Annotated in this window: 25 protein-coding genes; 16 read left to right on the top strand and 9 right to left on the bottom strand. The window is 57.2% G+C overall.

Annotation, left to right across the window (positions count from 1 at the left end; all coding sequences use genetic code 11):
- Window positions 1-19: 19 nt before the first annotated feature.
- The 8 genes from MNODULE_RS21435 (at window position 20) to hypE (ending at window position 7497) form a co-directional block, all read left to right on the top strand.
- Entirely contained in the window at window positions 20-283 is a 264-nt protein-coding gene (locus tag MNODULE_RS21435) for a hydrogenase maturation nickel metallochaperone HypA/HybF (RefSeq protein ID WP_168063211.1), read from the top strand.
- Window positions 280-2589, top strand: a complete 2310-nt coding sequence (hypF, locus tag MNODULE_RS21430) for a carbamoyltransferase HypF (RefSeq protein WP_202882308.1) — start codon at window positions 280-282, stop codon at window positions 2587-2589. The genes MNODULE_RS21435 and hypF overlap by 4 nt, the downstream gene beginning before the upstream one ends.
- 3 nt (window positions 2590-2592) lie before the next feature.
- Window positions 2593-2835, top strand: a complete 243-nt coding sequence (locus tag MNODULE_RS21425) for a HypC/HybG/HupF family hydrogenase formation chaperone (RefSeq protein WP_168063210.1) — start codon at window positions 2593-2595, stop codon at window positions 2833-2835.
- A gap of 99 nt (window positions 2836-2934) precedes the next feature.
- Complete coding sequence (gene hypD, locus MNODULE_RS21420; RefSeq protein ID WP_168063209.1) at window positions 2935-4017, top strand: hydrogenase formation protein HypD; 1083 nt, start codon at window positions 2935-2937, stop codon at window positions 4015-4017.
- Window positions 3987-4502: a four helix bundle protein gene (locus tag MNODULE_RS21415; protein WP_202882307.1), complete on the top strand. Its 516-nt coding sequence runs from the start codon at window positions 3987-3989 to the stop codon at window positions 4500-4502. The genes hypD and MNODULE_RS21415 overlap by 31 nt, the downstream gene beginning before the upstream one ends.
- A 425-nt stretch (window positions 4503-4927) precedes the next feature.
- Window positions 4928-5350: a hypothetical protein gene (locus tag MNODULE_RS21410; RefSeq protein WP_238339678.1), complete on the top strand. Its 423-nt coding sequence runs from the start codon at window positions 4928-4930 to the stop codon at window positions 5348-5350.
- A gap of 135 nt (window positions 5351-5485) precedes the next feature.
- Window positions 5486-6253, top strand: coding sequence for a hypothetical protein (locus MNODULE_RS21405; RefSeq protein WP_168063207.1), 768 nt, complete (start codon window positions 5486-5488; stop codon window positions 6251-6253).
- A 185-nt stretch (window positions 6254-6438) separates the two neighbouring features.
- Window positions 6439-7497, top strand: a complete 1059-nt coding sequence (gene hypE, locus MNODULE_RS21400) for a hydrogenase expression/formation protein HypE (RefSeq protein WP_238339677.1) — start codon at window positions 6439-6441, stop codon at window positions 7495-7497.
- A 19-nt stretch (window positions 7498-7516) separates the two neighbouring features.
- On the opposite strand, the gene MNODULE_RS21395 is transcribed toward hypE, so the two are convergent.
- The 9 genes from MNODULE_RS21395 to ftsH all read right to left on the bottom strand — a co-directional run bounded on the left by MNODULE_RS21395 (window position 7517) and on the right by ftsH (window position 13796).
- A complete protein-coding gene (locus MNODULE_RS21395) occupies window positions 7517-8035 on the bottom strand; it encodes a BCAM0308 family protein (protein WP_238339676.1) in 519 nt (172 codons plus the stop codon).
- Entirely contained in the window at window positions 8032-8706 is a 675-nt protein-coding gene (locus tag MNODULE_RS21390; RefSeq protein WP_202882306.1) for a phosphoribosyltransferase, read from the bottom strand. Before MNODULE_RS21390 ends, MNODULE_RS21395 begins: the two co-directional genes overlap by 4 nt.
- Before the next feature lie 20 nt (window positions 8707-8726).
- Window positions 8727-9257, bottom strand: a complete 531-nt coding sequence (locus MNODULE_RS21385; RefSeq protein ID WP_168063206.1) for an HPF/RaiA family ribosome-associated protein — start codon at window positions 9255-9257, stop codon at window positions 8727-8729.
- 13 nt (window positions 9258-9270) lie between these two features.
- Complete coding sequence (locus MNODULE_RS21380; RefSeq protein ID WP_168063205.1) at window positions 9271-9810, bottom strand: hypothetical protein; 540 nt, start codon at window positions 9808-9810, stop codon at window positions 9271-9273.
- A gap of 107 nt (window positions 9811-9917) precedes the next feature.
- Window positions 9918-10529, bottom strand: coding sequence for a c-type cytochrome (locus tag MNODULE_RS21375; RefSeq protein WP_168063204.1), 612 nt, complete (start codon window positions 10527-10529; stop codon window positions 9918-9920).
- A gap of 32 nt (window positions 10530-10561) precedes the next feature.
- The gene (locus MNODULE_RS21370) at window positions 10562-11074 is read right to left on the bottom strand and encodes a universal stress protein (RefSeq protein WP_168063203.1); all 513 of its coding nucleotides are present in this window, start codon (window positions 11072-11074) and stop codon (window positions 10562-10564) included.
- A gap of 20 nt (window positions 11075-11094) precedes the next feature.
- Window positions 11095-11658: an aminoacyl-tRNA deacylase gene (locus MNODULE_RS21365; protein ID WP_168063202.1), complete on the bottom strand. Its 564-nt coding sequence runs from the start codon at window positions 11656-11658 to the stop codon at window positions 11095-11097.
- 58 nt (window positions 11659-11716) lie between these two features.
- The gene (locus MNODULE_RS21360; RefSeq protein WP_168063201.1) at window positions 11717-11887 is read right to left on the bottom strand and encodes an FmdB family zinc ribbon protein; all 171 of its coding nucleotides are present in this window, start codon (window positions 11885-11887) and stop codon (window positions 11717-11719) included.
- Window positions 11874-13796 carry an ATP-dependent zinc metalloprotease FtsH gene (gene ftsH / locus MNODULE_RS21355; protein WP_168063252.1) on the bottom strand — a complete coding sequence of 641 codons (1923 nt, stop codon included), beginning with the start codon at window positions 13794-13796 and terminating at the stop codon, window positions 11874-11876. The genes MNODULE_RS21360 and ftsH overlap by 14 nt, the downstream gene beginning before the upstream one ends.
- Window positions 13797-13990: 194 nt before the next feature.
- Here ftsH and MNODULE_RS21350 point away from each other — a divergent pair, with 194 nt between their 5' ends.
- From MNODULE_RS21350 to MNODULE_RS21315, 8 genes are all read left to right on the top strand, one after another.
- Window positions 13991-16453 (top strand): ATP-binding protein, encoded by a 2463-nt coding sequence (locus MNODULE_RS21350; RefSeq protein ID WP_168063200.1) that lies wholly within the window; start codon window positions 13991-13993, stop codon window positions 16451-16453.
- 225 nt (window positions 16454-16678) lie between these two features.
- A complete protein-coding gene (locus MNODULE_RS21345) occupies window positions 16679-17338 on the top strand; it encodes an ABC transporter ATP-binding protein (RefSeq protein WP_168063251.1) in 660 nt (219 codons plus the stop codon).
- A gap of 2 nt (window positions 17339-17340) precedes the next feature.
- Window positions 17341-19695: an ABC transporter permease gene (locus MNODULE_RS21340; RefSeq protein ID WP_181071161.1), complete on the top strand. Its 2355-nt coding sequence runs from the start codon at window positions 17341-17343 to the stop codon at window positions 19693-19695.
- On the top strand, window positions 19692-20885 hold the full coding sequence (locus MNODULE_RS21335; protein ID WP_202882304.1) for an efflux RND transporter periplasmic adaptor subunit: 1194 nt from the start codon (window positions 19692-19694) through the stop codon (window positions 20883-20885). Before MNODULE_RS21340 ends, MNODULE_RS21335 begins: the two co-directional genes overlap by 4 nt.
- Window positions 20886-20937: 52 nt before the next feature.
- Window positions 20938-21111: a hypothetical protein gene (locus tag MNODULE_RS21330; protein ID WP_168063198.1), complete on the top strand. Its 174-nt coding sequence runs from the start codon at window positions 20938-20940 to the stop codon at window positions 21109-21111.
- Between the two features lie 131 nt (window positions 21112-21242).
- On the top strand, window positions 21243-21776 hold the full coding sequence (locus MNODULE_RS21325) for an RNA polymerase sigma factor (RefSeq protein WP_168063197.1): 534 nt from the start codon (window positions 21243-21245) through the stop codon (window positions 21774-21776).
- A gap of 355 nt (window positions 21777-22131) precedes the next feature.
- Window positions 22132-24243 (top strand): copper-translocating P-type ATPase, encoded by a 2112-nt coding sequence (locus tag MNODULE_RS21320; protein ID WP_422666767.1) that lies wholly within the window; start codon window positions 22132-22134, stop codon window positions 24241-24243.
- Window positions 24244-24301: 58 nt separating this feature from the next.
- Entirely contained in the window at window positions 24302-26743 is a 2442-nt protein-coding gene (locus MNODULE_RS21315; RefSeq protein WP_168063195.1) for a heavy metal translocating P-type ATPase, read from the top strand.
- Window positions 26744-26761 lie beyond the last annotated feature (18 nt).

Here is a 26761-nt window from a genome sequence, read left to right as displayed (position 1 = left end):
TGACAAATGGTAACGGCCCATGCATGAATCGTCGCTTATCTCCGGACTGATACGGCAAATCGAATCGATTGTTCACCCTCCACCGGTCCGTAAAGTGGTCGGGGTGACCCTTCGGATCGGTCCGCTCTGCGCCACCAATCCGGACCATCTTCGAGATCATTTTCTTCTTGCCGCGAAGGGAACGATCGCAGAGGGAGCGGAACTGAAGGTCGAGACAATAGACGATCCCGCAGACCCGAATGCCGCGTCGGTCATTCTCAGGAGCATCGAGGTGGAGGAGTGAGGGTCGAACCGATCGAACGACGGCGGATTCAACTGAAGGGACTTCTCCAGGGGGTCGGATTCCGTCCGTTTGTCTTTCGGCTGGCGACCGATCTGGGGCTTTCCGGCGCGGTCTGGAATGGACCGGAAGGGGTGACGATCGAAATCGAAGGGGCTCGACCGAACCTGGAAACCTTTCTCCTTCGAATCGAACAGGAGCGGCCGATCCATGCGGTGATCGACCGAATCGACAGCACCCCCCTCGACCCGATCGGGGAAGCGCGCTTCGAAATCCGCGAGAGCGACTGCGCCGGCGCGAGGGAGACTTCGGTTCCTCCCGATCTTGCGACCTGCGCCGACTGCCTCCGAGAGACCCTCGATCCTGCGAACCGCCGCTACCGCTATCCCTTCACGAACTGCACCGATTGCGGCCCCCGCTTCAGCATGATCGAGTCGCTTCCATATGATCGGTCCAATACGACCATGCGGCACTTCCCGATGTGCGACGCTTGTCGCATGGAATACGAAAATCCATCCGACCGGCGATTCCACGCCGAGCCGAACGCCTGCCCCGCCTGCGGACCGCATCTTGAATTATGGGAGCCGGATGGCAGGGTCATCGCGTCGCATGGTCCGGCGCTCGGCGCGGCCGCCGACGCGCTGCGTCAGGGGAAAATCATTGCGGTCAAAGGGCTCGGCGGATTTCACCTGATGGTCGATGCCGCAATTGAAGACGCTGTTCGCCGCCTGCGTGCGCGCAAAGAACGCGAGGCGAAGCCGCTCGCACTAATGTTCCCGACATTGGAATCGATTCAGCGTGCGTGTCACGTCTCCGAGCTGGAAGCCGCCCTCCTCCATTCCTCGGAAGCGCCGATCGTCCTTCTGAAAAAGTTGTCGGCGTCCCACTCCGCAATCCGCAATCCGCAATCCGAAATCGCCCTTTCCGTGGCTCCCGATAATCCTTACCTCGGCGTCCTCCTCCCCTACACCCCGCTTCATCATCTCCTGATGTCGGAGCTCGGCTTTCCGGTCGTCGCCACCAGCGGCAATCGGTCCGAGGAACCGATCTGCACCGATGAAAACGACGCCCTTCGGCGGCTCGCCGGAATCGCCGATCTCTTCTTGGTCCATAACCGGCCGATCGTCCGGCCTCTCGACGACTCGGTTGTCCGGGTGATTGCAGTACGTCCGCTCATCTTGCGACGGGCACGCGGGTATGCCCCTCTCTCGTTTCAGATCGAGTCGAACCGATCCCTTCTTGCCGTCGGAGGACATCTGAAGAATACCGTCGCGATTTCCGCCGGAGGGAAGATCACGCTCAGCCAACATCTTGGCGATCTTGCGAATGCCGAAACCGACCGAACCTTCCGGCAGGCGATCGCCGACCTGAAAAAACTGTATCATCATTCCCCCGACGCCGTCGTCTGCGATCTCCACCCCGATTATCGTTCGACCCAATTCACCCGAGAAACCGGATTGCCGCTCTGGCCCGTTCAGCACCACTATGCCCATCTCCTCTCCTGCATGGCGGAGCATCGATTGGAAGGACCTCTTTTAGGGATCGCTTGGGATGGAAGCGGCCTCGGTCCCGACGGGACCCTCTGGGGCGGGGAATTTTTGAAAATCGACGAGCGCTCGTTTCAACGGGCCGCCCACTTCCGAACCTTCCGCCTTCCGGGGGGCGAGCGGGCGATGCGGGAGCCGCGACGATCCGCGCTCGGTCTTCTCTATGAAACGTTCGGGGAGCGCGCCTTTGAGGGACGGGCCGCTCTTTCCGCATTCAACGCGGAAGAGCGCCGTATTCTGAAAAAGATGCTGGAAGCCGGATTCAATGCGCCATTGACCTCCAGCGCCGGACGCCTCTTCGATGCAGTCGCCTCCCTCCTCGGCCTGAAACAGACGAGCCGGTTCGAAGGAGAGGCGGCGATGGCGCTGGAGTTTTCCTGCGAAGGAATCGAGACGGAAGAGGCTTATCCATTTCGGATTCTGGAGCGCGGGACGCCGAAGTCCCCACTCATCATCGACTGGGCGCCGCTCATCGAGGCGATTCTCGGAGAGCTCGAACAATCCCGTCCCATCGGAGAGATCGCCGCCCTCTTCCACAACACCCTCTCCGAAATCATGGTGTCGGTCGCCCGACGGATCGGCGAAGAGAAGGTGGTCCTGACCGGGGGCTGTTTTCAAAACAAGGTTCTCACCGAGAGAGCGGTTGCACGGCTCTACGCCGAAGGCTTCCAGCCTTACCGGCATCAGCAGATTCCGCCGAACGACGGCGGCTTGGCGGTGGGGCAGATCCTCGCCGCCCTTCGCTCGCAGAAGGAGAGATGAAGGATGTGCCTCGCCGTCCCCGGAAAAATTTTGACGATTGAGGACGCGGAGCCGATCCTCCGGACCGGCAAAGTTCAATTCGGCGGAATCGTGAAGGAGGTCCATCTCGCCTATCTCCCCGAGGCGAAGGTCGGTGATTACGTGATCGTCCACGTCGGGTTCGCCATCAGCATCGTCGATGAGAAAGAGGCGACGCGTGTCTTCGAGTATCTTAAAGAGATGGACGAAATGGAGAAGGGGGGATGATTTGCCATTTTCCATTTACCATTTGTCATTGATCATTTAAAAAATGGAAAATGAAAAATGGTAAATGACAAATGGAAAATAATCATCCGGAGAAATTAGATGCGTTTCATTGACGAGTACCGCGAAGCCGAAACGGCCAGCAAATATGCGGACGCCATCGCCCGGATCGTGACGCGGCCCTGGACCGTCATGGAGATTTGCGGCGGCCAGACGCATGCCATCGTGAAGTTCGGGATCGATGCGCTGCTGCCGAAAGAGATCACCCTTTTGCACGGGCCGGGGTGCCCCGTCTGTGTGACCCCGGTCGAATTGATCGACCTGGCCATCGCGCTGACCTCCCGGTCCGATGTGATCCTCTGCTCTTTCGGCGACATGCTCCGGGTTCCCGGGACGTCGGGAGATCTGCTCGCGGCGAAGGCGCGCGGCGGAGAGATCCGGATCGTCTACTCCCCGCTCGATGCCGTTGAGATCGCGAGGGCGAACCCGGCACGGGAGGTCGTCTTCTTTGCCGTTGGATTCGAAACGACCGCCCCCGCCACGGCGATGGCGGTTTATCAAGCCGATCGACAAGGGATTAAAAATTTCTCCATGCTCGTCTCCCACGTCCTGGTTCCGCCGGCGATGGAGGCGATCCTCTCCTCCCCGGACCGTCTCGTCCAAGGTTTTCTCGCCGCGGGGCATGTCTGCACGGTGATGGGATATGCCGAATATGAGCCGATCGCTGCGCGCTACCGGGTTCCGATCGTGGTCACCGGATTCGAGCCGATCGACATTCTGCAAGGAATTTACCTCTGCATCAAACAGCTGGAGGAAGGACGCTGTGAGGTCGAGAACCAATACACCCGCTCCGTCCTGCGCGAGGGAAACCAGCCGGCGCAACAGTTAATCCGGGAGGTCTTCCAGATCGTTCCCCGCCGATGGCGCGGGGTCGGCGAGATCCCGCAGAGCGGGCTCGGATTGAGCGGACGGTATGAAGCCTTCGACGCCGTGCGGAGATTCGGGCTGAAGGAAAGCGCCGCCGAAACATCCTCGGAATGCCTCAGCGGTTTGATTCTCCAAGGACTGAAGAAGCCGAATGAGTGCCCCGCCTTCGGTCTCCGTTGCACCCCGGAGCACCCGCTCGGCGCGACAATGGTTTCGTCCGAAGGAGCGTGCGCGGCGTATTATCGATACCGATCATAAAAGAAATTTTCCATTTTTCATTTGCCATTTATCATCTGCCATTTGAAAAATGGAAAATAACAAATGGAAAATGGCAAATGGCAAATCAACCAGAGCAAACTCAGGAAAGGGCCGATGGGCTTGAGGAAAGGTTGATTGAGTTTGCGGTCAGTATCATACGGCTTTCTAACAAACTACCGAATACACCGTCCGGCAAACATATTGCCGGACAGATCCTACGATCCGGAACTTCTCCTGCCCCGAACTATGGCGAAGCCAGAGGAGCTGAAAGCCGGTCAGATTTCATCCACAAGTTAAGTATTGTTTTAAAAGAGTTGAATGAAACCTCAATCTGGCTTCGAATGATCGATAAAAGTAATCTCATTTCTTCTGAAAATGTTCTCGAATTGATGAATGAGAATAACGAATTGTGTCGAATCATCACCGCCTCAATAAAAACAATCCGCTCTGGTAGACCCAAAATCGATAAACCAACGGTTCGCTAAAAATGGAAAATGAAAAATGATCAATGGAAAATGGCAAATGGAATCCCTCAGTTGGCAATCGGCCTAGCGAGAAACGGGAATCGCCCGTTTTTAAGAACGGTTTCATATTTCAAAATATCGTCAGGGATAGGAAGCATCGATATCTGCCTAGATGGAATATCCAAAATCGCGTATTGGTCGGTTGCAAAGCATAATGATGATATTGAAGAGATATGTCAATAATTCCTTCCGGGATATTGACGCGGCAAAAACTTTTTGCTACCGTTCCCTAACTGTCTAATCATTGGTTGGGCATGCGTAGGAAAGAGCCTCGGTGAACGATGCATCGGATACCTGACCAGGAACGCTCGTCAGCAGCCGATCTCCTGGTAGTGCTCCTACAGGAACGAAAGCGGCGAGAAGCGGCGGATGCGCTGACGCCCACGATGGATCGCCACTTCCGTGAACTGTGCTCTCTCTTGTTGTGGAAGTATTCGGAGGCGTCCGGTAAGTACCAGGGGTGCCGCTACTGGAGCGTGGGCGCCCTCGCAAGCAAGAAGAAACACGGTCGCATCGTAACCAGCAAGCTTAAATATGAGGGGGAGGCGCTACGCCACGAGCACCTGTACCCACGGGCATCGCAGATCGCTGCGTTGTTCGCGCTCAGTAATCCTTCAGTGGAAGTCGTTCAAGGCCGCTTGCAGGAACTGAACATTGGGGTAGTGGTTACCGAGGCGGAGCACCGGCTTCTTCCGAAGGAGGGGAACGCGGAAAAACCGTGGACTCGATATGAGCTCGCGGGTGTGCGATGCGAGCCGCAGAACGACGCCCAACACCAAGATGAAGCTGACAAAGCTACGCACGGCTAGAAAAGAGAAAAGGGGACAGGCTGATTTTTCTGAAATCACTGGCAGTGAATCTTAAGAATGACTGAGAGAAAACTAGCCTGTCCCCTTTTCGGCCTCTGTAGACCTGGCCCCGACTGATTATTACTACGAGACTAAATGATTATTCAAAAACTTTATCTGACCAAAGATCACCTTAGTCTATTTCCTGAAAAAGAGAGAGTTTTCTTCATACTCTTGGGCCATCTCGCAAATGAAATAAGTGTTCTTACAAAATTGATGATCCTTTCTGAAAATAGATCAGAGACCGAAGTTGTAAGAAAAGCATACTCAATGCAAGCATCAATAATAGCCAGGATTATTATTGGAAAGTTATACGAGAGTTGGGTCCTTCTAGAAATGAACTTTTTTAAATCTAAATTATCTAAGCAATATGAGTCAAAACTTACAAACGATGGGCAACAAGCTTTGAGAAATCTGAAAAAGTACTTCGGCAAAAAGAATCTTATAAAATCAATTCGTAATAATTTTTCTTTCCACTATCCATCTTTTGACGAAATAAATAAACAATTGAAAGCAATTCCAAATGATACAAATTTCCAGTTTTTCCTTGGTGAGTGCAATGCAAATACAAATTACTATATGTCGGAAGAAGTCATCTCGAATCTCATGCTAAATCAGGTCAAAAGTAAAGATACAACTCTTCAGGACGCCATGTTTGATGTTTTTCAAGATTTAACTCAAGTTAGTGGATGGTTTGTAACATTTAGTGGTGACTGTATGATCACCTTATCGGAAGAATTTCTGGGAAAAGTTAAAGACAAATTGAAGTTACAAACGATCGAGGTTGAGTCACAAGGCAATATTTGGGAAACTAAAATCCCATTTTTCTTAGACTGGCAAAAAAAGCTTAACTTTTCAGATTGAAAATCTAGAATAATTGCGCGGTGTGTTAGCTTCATCGTTAGCCGGTCAGACAGGGGGCCGATCTTTGATCGATAAGCTGTCCAAGAGGGTTGCCGAACTCGATGCCAACCCAGACCCGTCGCCGGAGCCGACCGCATAAAATTGCCCCGCCCCGATCTTGTCCGTAAGTTCATGGAAAATGAAAAATGATCAATGGAAAATGGCAAATGGAATCCCCCTTCTGCCCCATTCCGATCCAAGAGTACCCGCAGATCCTCCTCGCCCACGGCGGGGGAGGGCGATTGATGAAGCAGCTGATCGAGAAGATGTTCCTACCGGTCTTCGGTCCGGCCTCCCCCTCTCTTCTTCATGATGCCGCCTTGCTCTCCTTAAACGGCGAGACCGCCTTTACCACCGACTCTTACGTTGTTCACCCCCTCTTCTTCCCGGGGGGAGATATCGGATCGCTCGCAGTCCATGGAACGGTCAACGACCTGGCGATGGCCGGGGCGAAGCCGCTTTATCTCAGCGTCGGGTTTATTCTGGAAGAAGGGCTTCCGATGGAAACACTCTGGCGGGTGGTCGTCTCGATACAGCGGGCGGCCGAGCAATCGGGCGTCCGGATCGTCACCGGAGACACCAAAGTCGTCGATCGCGGAAAAGGGGACGGGATCTTCATCAACACCGCCGGGATCGGGATCAAGCGGCATTCTCAAAAGATCGGGCCTGGAGAAGTGCGGCCGGGAGATCTTCTCCTCGTCAACGGCGATCTCGGACGGCACGGCATCGCCATCATGGCGGCCCGAGAGGGCTTGGCGTTCGAGACGGCGATTGAGAGCGACTCGGCCCCGCTGGCCGATTTGATTGAAGCGCTCCTCTCCCGGGGGATCGAGCTTCACTGCCTGCGCGATCTCACCCGCGGGGGCTTGGCGAGCGCCTTGAACGAAATTGCGGAAGCGGCAGGGGTGACGATCCGAATCGAGGAGGATCGAATTCCGATCCAAGAAGCGGTCCGGGGGGCGTGTGAAATATTGGGCCTCGATCCGCTCTACGTCGCGAATGAGGGGAGGTTTGTCGCCTTTGTCGCGCCGCGCGATGCCGAGCGCGCCTTATCGATTCTGCGCGCCGATCCTTTAGGGATCCACGCCTCCCTCATCGGCCGCGTCACCGAGGACGGCGGCGTCTCCGTCGTCATGAAAAGCACGATCGGGACCGACCGAAGGGTCGACATGTTGGCCGGCAATCAACTCCCACGGATCTGCTGACGAATAGGACCGCGATCGTCTAAGCCTTCCAATTCATCCGGATCAACCTCGGATCCTGCCCATAATGGAGATCGAGCTCCCCATGATAGGCATGCCAGAGCGCCTCGCCGATCCGGCGGGGAAGATGGGTGTCGGTCGTCGTGACAATCACGCCGAATTCATCTTCCGCCACTGTCATGATCCGGCAAAGAGGATGCTCCCGCTTCGCTTCGGCTTCCTTATGGCGGACCAGGTTTAATATTTCTTCCTTGTGAGCCTTGAAAAACGGCCCGCTCAGATGAAGGATCCCGGCGGGATAACGATCCCGGATCCGATGGCAGGCGGGGCAGCTCTCTTCATTAGCACCGGCGGGTCGCACCCCCCAGCTCCAGCGGCCCCTGCGGAAGATCGCCCCGCACTCGGGGCAAACGGTCGGCGACGCCGGTTTGCCGCGTGCCTTGTAAGTATCGTGCAGATATTCTTTCTGCAGCCCCAGCCAGTGGGTAATCCGCTCTCCGCCCGGTTTTCGAATTCCGCTCCCTCTTGTTTTTGTTGTCATGGCGACACCTCGCTCATCGATTTTGTCTTCTCCGATTCGGATCGGCCTTGCCGGAGAAGGTCGATCACCTCCTCGTCGGTCACCTGAGAAAACTCCTGAAAGAAATCTCCCACCGCATAAAAATTACGGGGCACGTCCAGGCAGACGACCTCGTCTGTCAGCCCTTGAATCTTTTGGAGACTGTCATACGGCGCCACCGCCGTGGCAACGATGATCTTCTTCGGCCGCTTTGTGCGGATTGAAAGAAGGGCCGCCATCATGCTCGCTCCCGTCGCGATTCCGTCGTCCACCACAATCACGATCCGTCCGGCCGGATCGATCGGCGGGTGGACCGGGGTGTAGCGGGCGCGCCGCTCCCGCAGCGTCTTTACCTGGCGCTCTCGCTCGGCTGAAATATAGCGATCGGGAAAGTCGATGGTGTGAGCGTATTCAAGAAGATAAACGTGACCTGATTCATCAACCGACCCGATGGCCAACTCCGGATTGCCCGGCATTCCCAGTTTGTGAACCAGCACCACATCCATCTCCCCCTCAAGCTGCTCGGCAATGATCTTTGCCATCGGGACCGCACCGCGCGGGATGGCGAGCACCAATGGACGTTGCCCTTTGTATCGGGCTAACTTTTCAGCGAGAAGTGCCGCCGCATGCCGGCGATTTCTAAAATACATCATCGTTCTCCTCTTCCGGAATTTTATATGCTTACCACGGTGCTCGCCTGGGGTCCCTTCTCTCCCTCCTCCTCGGCAAAGCGGACCTCCGATCCGATCGTCAGCTGCTTGAAGCCGCCGTTTAATACGCTGTTTCGGTGAAAGTAGATCTCCCGGCCGTCCGGCGTTTCCAGAAAACCGTACCCTTCTTCGGGAAAAAGCTGAACAACCCGACCATAGGGAGGAGGCTCATGTCTCTTGACGTCTCCCCTCTGCCGCTGTGCAAGATCCTCCAAGCGGCGTCGCGCCGCATCGAAAGCATCTCGGATGGCGACATAAATATCTTCATCGGTCTCACGTTTGATGATCATTTCCGCGTCGGGGGCGGTAATATTGATCCGCACCTCATAAAGCAGCCCTTTCGAATGATGACGATGTGGCGCATCAACAATCACTTCACACCGGATGATCCGGTCATAATATTTATTGAGCAGCTCCGATTTCTCCCGAATTTCCTCTCTCGCTGCCTCTGAAAGATCCATGCTCCGATCCGTGATTTTTAATGGAAGCTGCATTCTCTCCCTCCTTTCAGAACAATAGGTGAATCGCCGACCCGAAGAGATCCCGTTCTTTTTCTGAAGGGTCATGGCCGATAATCCGCCACTCTCCCTCTTCGAACGCCAGATGATGGATCGCTTCGAACCAGGTGTCGATTTGGACCGCCTCCGAACGGGCTCCACCTTTGAAGACCGAGACGCCGAACAGCGATCCGGTGCAGGTCACTTTCGCCGTCTTGCCGTTCGGGTCTACGACGATCCGAGAAAAGAGATGACGGGAAGAGAGCCGATCATATCGCTTGAAGATATCCTGCCAGATTCGAGAGGTCTCCTCTTTTCGGAGACCCCGATTGAGGTAGCCGTCGGAATAGACCGACATGATCACGGAAAGATTCTCCGCTTGCAGTGACTCCTCCGCCTGATCGAAGGTATCCAGGATCGCATCGATGTCGTCCTGATCGGCCCGCACCTCCGCCTTCTTGGAGATCTCGACCAAAGCCGAAGCCGACCCCGCGACGAGAAAAATAAGGATCAAACCCATGCCGATCCATCGATTATTGCGCCTTATCATCACGGCTCCCTCCTTGGTTTAAAACTGTATCCTTGTTTCTATCTTGCAGAGATCCCTTCCTCATCTCAATCCCTCGAACGTGGTGTTTTGATGATCAGTCCGGCCTTTTATCTCAGGGTTGAAAGAAAGCGTGAGAGCGATTTGATCTCTTCAGGGCTTAGGGCAAAAACCGACTCATTCATTCCGGCTGCTGACCGCTCTCCTGCCCGATAGGCCAACAGCGTCTTTTCAAGATAAACCGCTTGCTGACCGGCCAGGCGAGGAATCCCGTCACGACCTTCGGCGCGATCGCCATGGCACCCCCGGCATTTCTTGTAAAAGGGCTCCCCTTTCTCCCGCTTTTTAAAAATAAGCTGCTTCTTGCCGGTCATCGGAATCCGTTTCGAATAGTAAGTCGCCATATACGCGATGTCTCCGTCGGCCATCTCCGCGATGATTCCTTCCATCGCCGCATGCCGACGGCGCTTATCCCGCAAGGCCTGAAGCTGCCCGATCAGATAGGAGCGGTCTTGACCCGCCAAACTGGGAACCATCGGGTTGGTGCTGATCCCCTTCGATCCATGGCAGCTGGCGCAAACCCCCGTATAGTCTCGGCCGGTGATCGGGTCGCGCTCCTGGGGGAGCGCCTCCGACAATACAAAAACGGCAAAGAGCGCCCCGGCCGTCATCGCCAGCCGGCGTTTCGAAAATTTCAGGATGAAACGATCGCTTTTTTTCATCAAGATAACCCATTGCTTTCGCAGGGGGCGATTTATAACTTCGTTGCGCTCTTTCGTTTCGGTGCGGCCGTCTTTCGCTTGGAGCCCGACGACCGGAAGTGAACGGTCAGGACGGGACAGGGCGAAAGACGGACCACCTTTTCCGCGACGCTTCCGGTGAAGAGATGATCGATTCCGGTGCGGCCGTGGGTTCCCATCACGATCAGGTCGGCCTCTTCACGTTCAGCCAGTCTGATGATCTCCCGAGAAGCGATCCCGGTGCTCAGGTGTGTTTCCACCGAAAGCTTTTCTCTGAGAGGCCGCTTCGACAGCTCATCGAGCAGCGACCGGGCTTCAGGAATCAGGCGCTCCTCATAATTGATGAAAGCGATCGCATTCACCGCCGTATACGGGAACGGCTCGATCACATGGGCCAAAATAAGTTCCGCGTTAAGCGGCTTGGCCAGGGCCATTGCATAATCAAGCGCATCGGATGAGCACTCGGAGAAATCGGTCGGGACCAAAATCCGGGAGACGTCGCTCTTCCCTCTTTTGTTTTGCTTCATTCTTTTCTCCTGTGAGACGATCAAACCGCAAGCCGCTCGATCGGAACCGCCGCGAAAATTCCAACCTTCGGCTTGACCGATTTCTCGAAATCCCGATAGAAGATTTCGATGGCGTCATGGCGCGTCCCGACCGCAAAAACAAAAAGGGGATCGAGCCTCATCGAGACGTCGACATAGACGGGAATCCCGTACAAATTGCCGAAAGGGGGCATCGCCCCGACCTCGCAGTCCGGGAAGAGCGCTTTTAACTCCCCTTCGGCGGCCAGACGCAGATGATTTACCTTCAGCAAACGCGCCAAACGTTGAAGATTGATCTGCAGATGCGAAGGCAATACCACCATCGCGTAACGCCCCTTGGCGCGGACAATGACCACTTTCGCCACCCGTTTTCCGGAAACATGGAGCGACTCGGCCAGTTCCGAAGCGCTCGATGCCTCCGGATGTTGCAGAATTCGGTATGGGATTTCGTTCTCGCGTAAGAACGCCTCAACGCGTACCATCACGGCGGGGTATTTTTCCTTCTCGAACAGATTAAAAAACCACTTTTTTAACCCGTCCCATTTTGTGTTCGGAGTCAGCTTCATATGATCCTCCTTGGATAATGCCACCTCCGTAAAGGTGGACAGGGACACCCTTTTCCTCTTAAGCCGTCTTGCTGGCGGTCTTCGCGATAAAGGGGCTGATCATCTGCCTCACCTTCTTGCTGTCGCAGCCGGGACACTGGACGATCACGCCCCGCTGCCTTTCCGAAAGGGTAAGGGCGACTATGAACTCCTTATCGCAGTTAAGACATTTGTATTCATAAAGCGGCATGATGATTCCCTCCCTCTTCGTTGGATGGCCTGCCCTCCGTCACCGCCGCGCCGACCGTTTCTTCCCCGATCTCGAGCGCCTGTTCCAGGGTCGGTCGATCGATGACCTCCTTTTCAAGGAGAAGTTTCGCCAACGCTTCAAGCTTCCCCCGCTGCATGACGAGCGTTTCTTTGACCCTGGCATGCGCCTCCTCCAGGAGCCTTCCGATCTCTTCGTCGATCGCCTGGGCGGTCCGCTCGCTGTATTCTCTCCCCTCCGAAAAGGTTGGAAGGCGGAGAAAAGAATTTCCGGCGGGCGACGCAAAAGCGGCCAGGCCGAGCCGTTCGCTCATTCCGAACCGGGTGACCATGTGACGGGCCAGATCGGTCGCCCGCTGCAGGTCATCCTGCGCCCCGGTCGAGATATCGCCGAAGATGATCTCCTCCGCCACCCGTCCCCCGAGAAGCACATCGAGCCGATCGAGCAGTTCGGTTTTCTTGAGCAGATACCGGTCTTCGGTCGGCTGCTGCTGCGTATACCCGAGGGCGGCCACCCCCCGCGGAATGATCGAGATCTTGGAAACCCGATCGGCATGGGGACGGCACTCTGCGATCAAAGCGTGCCCGGCCTCATGGTAGGCGACCGTCTCTTTCTCCTTCGCATTCATCACCCGGTTTTTCTTCTCAAGGCCGGCGACGATCCGGTCGATCGCTTCGTCAAAGTCGGCCGTCTCCACCGCTTCTTTTCCCTTCCGGGCCGCCAGCAGCGCCGCCTCGTTGACCAGGTTCGCCAGATCGGCCCCGACGAATCCGGGGACTTTGGCGGCGATGGCGCGAAGATCAACCTCCGGCGCCAGGGTGATCTGCTTCGCATGGACGTTGAGGATCTTCTCCCGGCCGTTGAGATCGGGCCGGTCGAGGGCGACATGCCGGTCGAACCGTCCCGGACGAAGCAGCGCAGGGTCGAGAATCTCCGGCCGGTTCGTCGCCGCCATGATAATGACCCCTTTGGCGGTGTCGAAGCCGTCCATCTCCACCAGAAGCTGGTTGAGGGTCTGCTCCCGTTCGTCATGGCTGATCATCGGGCTGATCCCGCGGGCCTTGCCCAAGGCATCGAGCTCGTCGATGAAGATGATGCAGGGGGCCTTCTCCTGCGCCTGGGCGAAGAGATCGCGCACCCGCGCGGCGCCGACCCCGACGAACATCTCGACGAACTCCGACCCGCTCATCGAGAAAAAAGGGACCTTCGCCTCCCCCGCCACCGCTTTGGCGAGCAGCGTCTTGCCGGTGCCGGGGGCCCCGACGATCAGCACCCCCTTCGGGATCTTCCCACCCAACCGGCGATACTTTTCGGGGCTTCTGAGAAATTCAACGACTTCCATTAGCTCCGCTTTGGCCTCGTCGATGCCGGCGACATCGTCGAAGGTGACTTTTGTCTCCTTTTCCATGTAGACCTTCGCCTTGCTCTTGCCGATCTCCATCATCCCGCCGGCGGCTCCCATCCTTCGGAAGAAAAACGCCCAGAGACCGAAGAAAAGCAAGGCCGGGATGATCCAGGAGAGAAGGGTCACGATCCAGGTCGTCTCCACCTTGCCGGCGTATTGCACCTTCATCCGGTCCAGCTCCTCGATCAAAGACGGATCGTCAACGCGTGTCGTTATAAAACGATGTTCGCTCCCTTCGAGCTCTTCCAGCTCCTTTCCCCTCTCTTCGGGGAAAAGCCCTTGCACCCCCTCCGAATGAAACTGACCGGAAATGTCGCGTTCACCCAGTGTCAGGTTCGACACTTTCCCCGCTTTCAGAAGGACCTTGAATTCGCTGTAGGAAAGGGTCTCCGCGTGGGGTGAAACGAAATAGCTCTCCACCGCCAAAAGGGCAATCATGGCGATGATGAAATACCAGAATGAGAAGGTCTGCTGTTTGCTTTCCATCGACATCGGCTGCCTTATCTCAACGTTGAGATGATCGGAATTTCTGTCTCATTCTCACGCAGAACCCGAGAAAGGAGCAACCCCCCAAAGGGGGTATTGTGATCTTCCCCTCATCTCTTCATATTGATACTAGCGTGGCGTGTTTAATGTTGTGCGGGATAGATGCGAATGTGATCGAACGGGAGGGTGAATCCATGGCTGATCATCGCTGGAAGGTGGCGGAGAAAGAGCTCACGCATCGTTTTGACCCCCTGCAAATTCCTTTCGAAACCACGGAGGAGCTTCCTCCCGAGGAGACCATTATCGGCCAGAAGCGCGCCCTCAGGGCGATCGACTTTGGTCTCTCCATTCAGGATCAGGGTTACAATATCTATCTCTCGGGAACGCCCGGAACGGGGAAGAGCACGATCATCAAGTCGATGATCGCTCGCCTGGCAATGACGCAGCCGACCCCCGACGATTGGTGTTTCGTCAACAACTTCCACGACCCAGATCGCCCAAAGGCGCTGAACCTCCCCGCCGGCCGGGGACGACTCTTTCAGAGAGATGTCGACCAACTGATCGGCGTTCTGAAAGGAGCGTTTCAGAAGGCGTTCCAAAGCAAAGAGTATGAAGATCAGCGCCGCCTGATCGAGGAAGCGTTTTCGAAGGCGGCGGAGGAGTTGAACAGACAGGCCGAAGAAGAAGGTTTTGCAATCAACTTCTCGGTTCTGGGGGTGATGATGACCCCCCTCCTCAAAGGAAAACCGTTGGAGCCGGAGGAGATCAAAAATTTAGACCCCGAGACCCGCGTGGAAATCGAGAAAAAGGAGAAGGAGGTTCATGAGCGGGTCCACCGCTTCGTCCAACAAGTCCGTGTGATTCGGGAAGAGGTGAACCGGAAGCTGGATGAGCTCAATCGCCGGGTGGTCCGCTACGCCTCGGAGGACGCCTTCGAGCGCCTCCAAGAAAAATATCACGACCTCCCCCATGTGGCGGAATATATCGCTTCATTGCAGCAAAATATCGTGGCGAACTTCGCCGATTTTCTTCCCCAACCGGAGACCCCTCTCCCGTTCACCGGAATCGACGCCGCGCCGGCCCAGGCGTTGATGACCCGCTATGCCGTCAACGTGGTGGTCGATAACAGCGGCGCCCAAGGAGCCCCCTGGGTCGAAGAGGTTAATCCGACCTATAACAACCTGATCGGCCGGATCGAGAAAAGGGGGCGCTTCGGAACCCTCTTCACCCATTTCACATTCATCAAAGCAGGCTCTCTCCTTCAGGCCAACGGCGGCTATCTGCTGTTGAACATTGTCGACCTTCTGCGCAATCCCTTTTCCTGGGAGGCGCTCAAACGGGCCATCAAAAACCGGGAGGTGAAGATCGAAGATCTCGGAGACCTCTACGGCATCAGCGCCACCACGGTGCTCAAGCCCGACCCGATCCCGGTCCGTCTCCGTGTGATTCTGGTGGGAAGCCCTTTGATCTACCACCTGTTGCGAACGTTCGATGAAGACTTCGCGAAGCTCTTTAAGGTCAAAGTCGATTTTGATCTGGAGCAGGAGTGGACCGACGAAGCCCCCCTCCAATATGGCCGCTTCGCCGCATGGCTCTGCCGGAAGGAAGGACTTCTCCACCTCGATCGAACCGCCGTCGCCGCCCTCTTGGAGCAGGCCGCCCGAATGGTCGGACATCAGAAAAAACTCTCCCTGCAATTCAGCCCGATCGCCGACCTGATCCGGGAGGCGAGCCACTGGGCGCACAAAGAGGGAAAAGCGACGGTCTCTTGCAGCGACGTGCGCAGGGCGGTGAAAGAGCAAACCTACCGGTCCAATCTCTATGAAGAAAAAATCCAAGAGTGGATTGCGGAGGGAACCTTGATGATTGATGTCGGCGGGACCGCGGTGGGTCAAGTCAATGGGCTCTCGGTGATCGATCTGGGAGATTTCTCATTCGGCCGTCCCTCTCGAATCACCGCCCGGGTGTTCATGGGAGAATCGGGCATCGTCAACATCGAGCGGGAGGCGCATCTGAGCGGGAAGACACACAACAAAGGGGTGATGATCCTCTCCGGCTACCTCGGCGGGCGCTACGGTCGCGACAACCCGATCTCGCTTTCGGCCACCCTCTGCTTTGAGCAGAGTTATGCTGAAGTGGAAGGAGACAGCGCCTCGGCCGCAGAGCTGGCCGTCCTTCTTTCGGCGCTGACGGAGATCCCCCTCCGGCAGGGAATCGCGATGACCGGCTCGATGAACCAGCGCGGAGAGATCCAGGCGATCGGCGGGGTGAATGAAAAGATCGAAGGCTTCTACGACACCTGCACGATCTTGGGCCTGACGGGGGAGCAAGGGGTGATCATCCCGCGACAAAATATAAAACATTTGATGCTCAAAGAGGAAGTGGTCGAAGCGGCCGCGGCCGGACGGTTTCATATCTATGCGGTTTCGAACGTCGATGAGGCGATCGAAATTCTGACGGGACAACCGGCCGGGACCCTGCAGCCGGACGGAACCTATCCGGAGGGGACGCTAAATGCGGCGGTGATGAAGCGTCTGCATGAGATGGAGGAGAGAATGCGTATCATCGCCGGCAGGGAACACCCGGCGGATCTTCCAACACCCCCTCTTTTTGTCGAAACGAACGGAGAATTCAAAGGTTCTCGGGAAAAACTTTAGCCGAAGCGATAAACCTCCTATCAACGAATTCTCTCTAATCCCATCGGCGCATCGAACACCCCCTTCGGGGGATTGCCCCTATTTCAGTCCTCCCTCAAAATAGAATCGACAAGGCCATTTTCCGCCGTCCGCGCGGCGGCCTCGGTCCCTCCATTAGGAACGCCATTGAATGAGCTGACACAGACAACCGTTTTTTATGCCCGGGGACTCGCAAAAATCTACCGGATGGGTGAGGTGGAGGTTCATGCGCTTCGCGGGGTCGATCTCGATATTTACGAAGGTGAATTCATCGTCCTGCTCGGCCCCTCCGGAAGCGGCAAGTCGACCCTCTTGAACATTCTCGGCGGTCTCGACACGCCGACGAGCGGAGAAGCCCGTTGGCGCAACCACGACCTCGGGCGGGCCGACGAGCGGGGCCTCACCCAATATCGCCGGGAGCATGTCGGCTTTGTCTTCCAGTTCTACAACCTGATCCCCAGCCTGACGGTGCGGGAGAACGTGACCTTGGTGACCGAAATCGCCGAGCGCCCGTTGAAACCGGAGGAGGCGCTGCGGCGGGTGGGGCTGGAGCATCGGCTCGACCATTTCCCCTCCCAGCTCTCGGGAGGAGAGCAACAGCGGGTCGCGATCGCCCGCGCCATCGCCAAGCGCCCGGAAGTCCTTCTCTGCGACGAGCCGACGGGGGCGCTCGATTATGAAACCGGGAAGGTCGTGCTGGAGGTGATCGCGCGGATCAATCAGGAATTCGGAACGACCGCCGTCGTGATCACCCACAACGCCGCGATCGCCGGGATGGCCGACCGGGTGATGCATCTCGCCGACGGCCAGATCGCGTCGATCGAGAAAAACGCGCGCAAACTCACCCCGGGGGAGCTTCGCTGGTGAAGATGCTCAACGTCAAGCTGCTCCGGGACCTCTCCCGGATGAAGGGCCAGGCGGTGACGATCGCGCTGGTGGTCGCTTCCGGCATCGGCGGATTCATCGGGATGCTGACCGCCTACGATTCGCTCAACGGGTCGCGCCAATCCTACTATGAAAGCACCCGCTTCGCCGACCTCTTCTCCGGCGTGAAACGGGCCCCCGAATCGCTCGCCGACCCGATCGTGCAGCTTCCCGGCGTTTCGGACGCCGAGACAACGACCCTCTTCGATGTCACCCTCGACATTCCGAATGTCGCCGAACCGGTGACCGGACGGATGATCGGTCTCACCGACGGCCGCCCGCCCCGTTTGAACCGGCTGACCCTCCGAAGAGGAAGATGGATCGAGCCGGGGGAGCGGAACGAAGTCCTCGTCTCCGAAGGCTTTGCGATCGCCCGGGGGCTTCAGCCGGGGGATCGCCTGGCGGCGCTCTTGAACGGAAAAAGAGAGGAACTTCGCATCGTCGGGGTGGCTCTCTCCCCGGAGTATATCTACGCGAACCGGGGAGGCGCTTTCCCGGACGACAAGGGATTCGGCATCTTCTGGATGGAGCGGGACGGAGTCGAGGCGGCCTTCAATATGGAGGGGGCCTTTAATTTCGTGACGCTGCGGCTGGCGCCGCATGCCCACGCCCCCGCCGTGATCAGCGCTCTCGACCGGCTGCTGGCCCCTTACGGCGGGCTCGGCGCCTATGGCCGCGAGGATCAGATCTCGCATCGGATTCTGGACCAGGAGCTCAATCAGTTGAAGGTGAACGCCACCGTCTTTCCGACGATCTTCCTCGGGGTCGCCGCCTTTCTGCTGAACGTCGTCTTGGCCCGCCAGATCAGCACGCAGCGGGAGCAGATCGCCGCTCTCAAAGCGCTCGGCTATGCCGACCGGACGATTGCGCTTCACTACCTGAAGTTCGTTCTGGTGATCGTCTCGGCCGGAATCGCGGGGGGGATCGGGATCGGCGCTTGGCTCGGATATTACATGACCGGAATGTACACCCGCTTCTTTCATTTTCCTCAGCTGACCTACCGGATTCAACCTTGGATTCCGCTTTTGGCCGCCGCGATCAGCCTCACGGCCGGGGTCGCGGCGGCGCTTCAGACGGTCCGGCGCGTCGCGTCCCTCCCTCCGGCCGAGGCGATGCGCCCGCCGGCGCCGGCGACTTTCCGGAGAATGATTCTGGAACGGCTCGGATGGGCGCATCTTCTCTCTTCACAAACCCGCATGGTCGTCCGGACACTGGAGCGCCGCCCCTTGCGAGCCGCCTTGACGACGTTCGGGATCGCTTCGTCGATCGCCATCATCATCGGCGGGACCTTCTGGGGCGACGCCGTGGACTATTTGATCCGAGTCCAGTTCGACGAAATTCAGCGGGAAGACGCCGACATCAACTTCATCGAGCCGCTCTCCGAAGCGGTCCGCTATGAGATCGACGAAATTCCCGGCGTTCTCTACGCGGAGCCCTCGCGCAGCGTTCCGGTCCAACTGCGCGCCGGACACCGGAGCTATCGAACCGCCGTCATGGGACTTCCCGAAAAGGGGAAGCTGAGGCAGCTCCTCGATGCCGATCGAAACCCCATCCCGCTCCCCCACGACGGGCTGCTCTTGACCGATCGCCTGGCGGCGCGTCTCGGCGTAAAACCGGGCGACCGGATCGAGGTGGAATCGCTGGAGGGGAAGCGGACCCGGCGGACGCTTCTCGTTGCCGGCCTGGTGAATGACCTCGTCGGCATGGTCGGTTATATGGAAATCGGCGCGTTGAATCGGGCAATGGGAGAAGGAAACTTGATCTCTTCGGTCGCGGTCCGGGTCGATCGCGCCGGGGTCGATGCATTCAACGCCCGCCTGAAGGAGATTCCCGCCGTCGCGACGGTGGGGATGAAGCGAACCGCGCTGGAGACGTTTGAGAAGGAATCGGCCCGGAACATCTTTTTCTTCACGACAATCGTGACGATCTTCGCCGGCGCGATTGCGGTGGGGGTCGTCTACAACAGCGCCCGGATCGCGCTGGCGGAGCGGGCGTGGGAGCTCGCCAGTCTGAGGATCCTCGGCTTCACGCGAGGAGAGGTCTCGGCCCTTTTACTCGGCGAGCTGGCGGCGGAGCTGATTCTGGCAATCCCATTCGGCCTCTGGCTTGGGTATCTCCTCGCCCTGGGACTGGTTCGGTCGGCCCACTCCGAGAACTTTATCATTCCGATGGTAATTGCCCCGCGAACCTACGCCTATGCGGTTCTAGCGATTCTGATCGCCGGGGTCGTCAGCGCGCTGATCGTGCGGAATCGGATTGATCATCTCGATCTGGTCGGGGTTTTGAAAACGAGGGAATGATGCGAAGATGGATCAAAAGAGGAATCTCGGCGGCGATCTTCTTCGGCCTCCTTGCTCTCCTGATCGTCGCCTTCTTGCCGAAGCCGGTGGAGGTGGAGACCGCCCCGGTGGCTCAAGGCCCCTTTGCGCAGTCGGTGGAAGAGGAGGGAATGACACGCGTCCGGGAGCGCTATCTGATCTCCGCACCGCTGGCGGGACAGCTCCTGCGGATTCAACTTGAAGCGGGCGATTCGGTGAAACGAGGCGATGTCCTGGCGGCGATGATTCCGGCGGCCCCTCCCCTGCTCGATGTCCGGACGGAACGGGAACTGCAGGAGCGGCTCGGCGCGGCGGAGGCGGAGCGGATGCGGGCGCGCGCCTCCGTCGAGCGGGCGAAAGCGGCCCTCGCGCAAGCGCAAAGCGATCTTGAACGGGCCCGCCAGTTGGCGGAGGAAGGACTGGTTTCGGCCGCCGAACGAGAGCAGAGAGAGCTGACGGTCACCCTCCGGACGCGGGAGTTGGAGGCGGCGCAATTCGAATCTCAAGTCGCCGAGCATCAGGTCGACCTGGCGCGCGCGGCGCTGATCCGCGCCAAACAAGGGGCCGGCGCGGGGGAGCGCTTGGAAATTCGTTCGCCGGTGAATGGAAAGGTGCTGCGCATTCTGCAAGAAAGCGAGCGGGTCGTCCCCCTCGGAACCCCGTTGCTGGAAATCGCCGATCCGTCCGATCTGGAAGTCGTCGTCGATGTTCTCACGACCGATGCCGTCGACATCCGGCCCGGAATGCCGGCGCGGATCGTCCGGTACGGCGGGGAAGCCCCGCTGGAAGGGCGCGTCCGCCGGGTGGAGCCCTCCGCCTTCACGAAGATCTCGGCCCTCGGTGTGGAAGAGCAACGGGTCAACGTGGTGATCGACCTGACCTCCCCCCGGGAGCGATGGGAGACGTTGGGAGACGGATACCGGGTGGAGGCGCAGATTTTCGTCTTTACCAAAGAGGACGCTCTAAAGGTTCCTTCCGGCGCGCTCTTCAGGGAAGGAGATCGCTGGGCCGCCTTTACCCTCTCGGATGGACGGGCGCGGAAACGGACGGTCGAAGTGGAACGGCGAAGCGGGGCCGAGGCGATGATCGAGGGGGGGCTTTCAGTTGGAGAACAGGTGATTGTCTATCCGAGTGATGCGGTGAAGGAGGGGGTGAAGGTGAAACCGGGTTAATAAGCAGGAATGGGCAGCAGCCCTTCACTTTGCGACGAATGGGAGATTCAATTTGCCATTGAAAACAGAACTTGAACTTTCAAGCGATGTCAAAGGCAACCGCGGCTACACCTTGACCTTTCCCCGAAAAAGGTGGGCGGACCCGGTGGATGGTTTGATCATCGTCTTTTTTGCCGCTAAAGAGGGATACGAGGCTTTGAAAGAAGAAAAATTATGTTGTGACTGATCTTTAAGCTTGCTCCCGACAGATCTAACAGATCTAATAGATCTAAAACATAGTCATATGTTAAGATCACCTCGCTCTCTGTCTCAATGCCAGTGTTATATAGCAGTAAGCGGAACCTGTAGGATTTTCGGATGAACGACGAAGTCGTTTCTAAACTGCTTAACCATCGGGAAAAGCTGCTCGGCTACGTAAGGAAGCGACTCTCAAGCCCCGAGTTAGCGGAAGATGTGCTCCAGGAGAGCCTAATCAAGGCGCTCCGAGCAGCGCCAGATTTACGAGATGAGGAGAAGCTCCTTCCATGGTTTTACCGAATCCTGAACAATGCAATCATCGACGTTTACCGACGGAAACACATTGAAACAGAACATCTTGAGCCCTATTCTGAAGAGAAGGATCTTGCCATTACCCCTGAGGATGAGGAGAACCTCTGTAACTGTTTTCGAGAGCTCATCCCTACATTGAAGCCAGAATATGGCGAACTGATTGAAGCACTCGATCTGAACGAGCGGGATCCAAAGAAAGTAGCCGAAGGGCTCGGAATCACCCTCAATAATCTGAAGGTTCGCCGACACCGGGCCCGCCAAGCGTTACGCGAACGCTTGGAGGAGACCTGCCGCTCGTGTGCGAAGCACGGCTGCCTCGACTGCACCTGCAAGCACAATTAAGAGGTCGTCCAACTTCCTACCAAATTCAGCAGATTTGCCGCTGAGGATAATTTTTCTCGCCTTCCATTTTTTGATTCCGGATGCCCCTTATTACTATCCTTTTGTCGTAAGCACTTTGAGCGCCTTGCTGATTTCCTTTTAATCTCAGAAACTTACAATACAGCCTCCCAAGGTGTAACCGCGAGGCACCTCTTCCGTCTATGGAGACAACAGGACTTGATCAAAATGATGTAACCGAAATATCAGTTGCACGTCTATAGAGACGGCGGGAACAAATCAGTACATTTTATCCACAAAGGAGAAGGCGATGAAAGAGCACGCACACCATCATGAATCTCATCAACACGGAAGCGATATGAATATGTCCCATGGAAAAACGGAGGAGAACCACGCAACTCACATCGATCACACCGGTCACGAGGAGACTTTCAGAAAACGGTTCTGGATTTCATTGCTTCTCTCTATCCCAACCGTTCTGTACGATCCGATGATCCAAGAGTGGCTCGGATTTACAATGCCTTATTTTCCTGGAAGCCGATGGATGACTCCCCTTTTGGCCGTCTTCATCTTCTTCTATGGCGGTCTTCCATTTCTCAGGATGGCGATTCCCGAATGGCGCCGGCGTCGGCCTGGGATGATGATGCTCATCTCGCTCGCCATCACGGTCGCTTTCGGCTACAGCGTGGCAGCGTTGTTCATGCCGGGGCAGATGGGCTTCTTCTGGGAACTGGTTACTTTAATTGACATGATGCTGCTGGGCCATTGGATCGAAATGAGAAGTGTCCGTCAGGCATCCGGCGCTCTGGATGAACTCGCCCGGCTATTGCCCGATACGGCAGAGCGGATCGAGGAAGACGGAAGTATCGCTCAGATCCCGGCGACTGATCTGCGGGGCGGGGATCGCCTCCTGATTCGCCCCGGAACCGGCATTCCCGCCGACGGCGAGGTGGAACAGGGAGAATCGGAAGTCAATGAATCGATGATCACCGGAGAGTCAAAGCCGGTCTTCAAGCGTCCTGGAGATCGCGTCATCGCAGGCACAATCAATGCCGACGGCAGCCTTCGTATTCGGGTCACCGCCACCGGGCAAGAGACGGCGCTTGCGGGGATTATGCGGCTGGTAAAGCAGGCCCAGGAGAGCAAGTCAAAGAGCCAGGTTCTCGCTGATAAAGCGGCGAATCTTCTTTTCTATGTAGCGCTTGGTGTTGCGGCATTGACCGCCCTCCTTTGGACGATTGCGGTGGGGCTCAATGTGGACGTCATCGCTCGGGTCGCCACGGTTTTAGTCATCGCCTGCCCCCACGCGTTAGGCCTGGCTGTTCCATTGGTGGTGGCGATCACCACAGCGATGGGCGCTCGAAACGGCATTCTCGTGCGGGATCGGATGGCGTTGGAGAAAGCCCGCGAAATAAACATGGTGGTGTTTGATAAAACGGGAACCCTCACCGAAGGAGCCTTCGGCGTCGTAACGATCGCCGCTGTTGCCGGAAGGAGTGACGCGGAAATCCTCACCCTTGCTGCGGCATTGGAAAGAGATTCAGAGCACCCCATCGCCCAAGGGATTCGGAAGGCCGCTGAGAATCGAAACCTTATCGTACCAGAGGTCGTTGATTTTGAGGCGATCAAGGGGCGGGGTGTGAGGGCGAATCATGACGGCAAAGCGATCTTCCTGGGGGGGCCCCGATTGTTGGAGATGATCCGGCTTGATCTCCCGGAGGAGTTGATGACCTTTCAGCGGGAGGCAAACCAAAAAGGAGAGACAGCGGTCTACGTCATCGAAAACAAGCAGGTCATCGGCGGAGTGTCTCTGGCGGATGTCATCCGACCGGAGAGTAAACGCGCCGTCGAGGAACTCCATGCAATGGGAGTGGAGGTCGCGATGCTCACCGGCGACAGCAATGCGGTGGCCAGAACAGTGGCCGAGGAACTCAAGATCGACCGCTATTTTGCGGAGGTACTCCCCGAGCACAAAGATCAGAAGATCGCCGAGCTACAGCGCCAGGGGAAGAGGGTCGCGATGGTCGGCGATGGAGTGAACGATGCGCCGGCGCTGACCCGAGCGGAGGTCGGGATCGCGATCGGAAGCGGCACCGATGTGGCGATTGAATCGGCTGGGATCATTTTGGTGAGGAGCAACCCGCTCGATATCGTGAAGATCATCCGGCTCAGCCGGGCGAGCTACCGCAAAATGTATCAAAACCTCTGGTGGGCGGCCGGTTACAACATTGTTGCCCTGCCGCTGGCGGCGGGGATCTTGGCACCCTACGGCATCGTCCTCTCGCCGGCGGTCGGCGCCCTCCTGATGTCGTTGAGCACGATCGTGGTGGCGATGAACGCTCAACTGTTGCGACGAGCCAAGATCTCCTCGGATCAAAATGAAGCGGAGAAGGGAAGAATCCTTGCGGCTGCTCAGAAACAACCCGGTGCTGCAGGACATCATGCCCATCACCATACCAAGGCTGCATGAATTAGCAACGATAAACGACAGAACAATCTCATCGCAAAGGATCAGGGAGACTCGACAAATGGAAAAATCGAACCTGGCAACAACGACTGAACCGAACCGCCAAGAACAGACGCTCCGTATCAGCGGCATGACCTGTGCGAGCTGCGTTCGGCGGATTGAAAAGGCACTCATGAAGGTCCCCGGAGTAAAAGAGGCCACTGTGAACCTGGTGACCGAAAAGGCGCACGTCTTTTATGACGCCACCGAAGCCGAAACGGATCAACTTCGCGCGGCGGTGGAGAAAGCGGGCTACGAAGTTCGGGACGGGCCGGATGCACCCTCTAAACAGACTCCCGCGATCAATCCTACGGACTTGGATCATGAGAGAGGCAGGTCCCAGGACCGGGAGCGTCAGCAGCAAATAGACGATCTGCGGCGGAAGTGGCAGATCAGTCTTCCGATCGGTATTCTGATGATGGCGTTGATGTATCTTCCTCTGCTACTCGATATTCGCCTCTTGGCCCCGCTGTTTCTAATCGCAGCCTCAGTCGTCCAGTTTTGGGCGGGGGGAGATTTCTATCGGGCTGCTTGGGCCGCGGCCAAACATGGCACCACCAACATGAATACGTTAGTAGCAGTCGGCACCAGCGCCGCCTACGGCTACAGCGCCTTCGTCACCCTTTGGCCAGACCTTGCCGCGCGTTGGGGGCTCCCCTTTCATCTCTATTACGAGACGGCTGTTCTCATTGTTGCCTTGATCTTGTTAGGGCGTTGGCTGGAGGCAAGGGCAAAAAGTCGAACAGGGGCCGCAATCCAGGCGTTAATGGGACTCCGGGCGAAAACGGCCAGACGCCTTCGGGACGGAATAGAACAGGATGTTCCAATCGAGCAGGTTCAGGTCGGAGATCTCATTCGGGTCCGCCCCGGTGAGAAAGTTCCAGTTGATGGAGTCATCATCGAAGGCCGCTCCACGTTAGATGAAAGCATGCTGACTGGCGAGAGCCTGCCGGTGGAGAAAGGGCCGAAGGACCCTGTGATCGGGGCCACGCTGAATAAGACGGGAAGTTTTCTCTTTAAGGCAACGCAGGTTGGCCAGGAGACGGCGCTGGCTCACATCATCCGACTCGTGGAGGAAGCGCAGGGCTCCAAGGCACCGATCCAGCGACTCGCTGATACGATTTCCGGATACTTTGTTCCAATCGTTCTCGTTCTGGCGGCGCTGACGTTCGTCATCTGGCTCGCTTTTGGGCCATCATTGATCTTTGCGCTGACAGCTGCAATTGCAGTCTTAATTATCGCCTGCCCCTGCGCGCTCGGACTGGCAACTCCGACGGCCATGATGGTCGGCATCGGAAAGGCGGCGGAACACGGCATTCTGGTGAAAGGGGGTGAGGCTTTAGAACAGGCGCGGAGGATCGATACACTTGTGCTCGATAAGACCGGTACGCTCACCCACGGAAGACCGACGGTGACCGAGATCGTGGTCCGAAATGGGATGACGAAGGAAGCGCTGCTCCGCCTCGCAGCGGCCGCAGAGGTCGGCTCGGAACACCCGCTCGGAGAGGCCGTTGTCAACAAAGCCGAGGAAGAAGGACTCAACCTTCCTTCAGTCGATGCGTTTGAAGCCGCTCCAGGCAAAGGAATCCGGGCGGAAGTGCAAGGACGACAGATTCTTCTCGGAAACCGTGCATGGATGAGAGAACGGACCATATTCACAGAGGACCTCGACCTAAAGGCCGAAGAGCTTGCTGGAAGAGGAGCCACACCGGTCTATGTTGCGGTCGACGGTGAGGCGGCGGGTCTGTTAGCTGTAGCCGATACCTTGAAACCCGAATCTCAGGAGGCCGTTGCTCAGCTCAAGGCGCTGGGTCTGAATGTCTGGATGCTGACCGGTGATCACCGGGCGACCGCGGGGGCTATCGCACGACAGGTCGGAATCGAGCATGTCCTTGCAGAGGTTCGGCCGGAAGAGAAAGCAGCGAAAGTGAAAGCCCTTCAGGCTCAGGGAAAAATCGTTGCGATGGTGGGGGACGGCATCAACGACGCGCCGGCGCTGGCCCAGGCCGATCTTGGCATCGCAGTCGGCACCGGCACCGACGTGGCGATGGCGGCCTCGGACATTACGCTGATAGGGGGAGATCTGAGAAATATCGTAACGGCAATCGCGCTCTCCCGAAAAACGGTCGGCAAGATCAAACAGGGGCTTTTCTGGGCATTCGCGTACAACATCGCGCTCATCCCGGTCGCCATGGGGGCGATCTATCCTCTCTTGGGTGTCTTGCTCAATCCGGTATTGGCCGCGGCGGCAATGGCAATGAGCAGCGTGAGCGTGGTCGCCAATGCTTTGAGGCTGCGCCGTTTCCGGCCGCCTCAAACCGCAGAGGAGATTCTTCATCCCTCTCTTAGGGATTCGCTCGGTGAATATGCCTTTCTTGCGGGCCTCATCCTGGCGGCCCTGCTGATCGGCGCGGCGGCCTTCTATTTCGCCCCGGCAGATCACACGATTCACCCAGGCCTCTGAAAAAGAGACAGACGTCGG

The organism is Candidatus Manganitrophus noduliformans (assembly GCF_012184425.1).
In the GTDB taxonomy this organism is placed as follows: domain Bacteria; phylum Nitrospirota; class Nitrospiria; order SBBL01; family Manganitrophaceae; genus Manganitrophus; species Manganitrophus noduliformans.
This window is presented reverse-complemented; position numbering and strand designations above follow the sequence as displayed.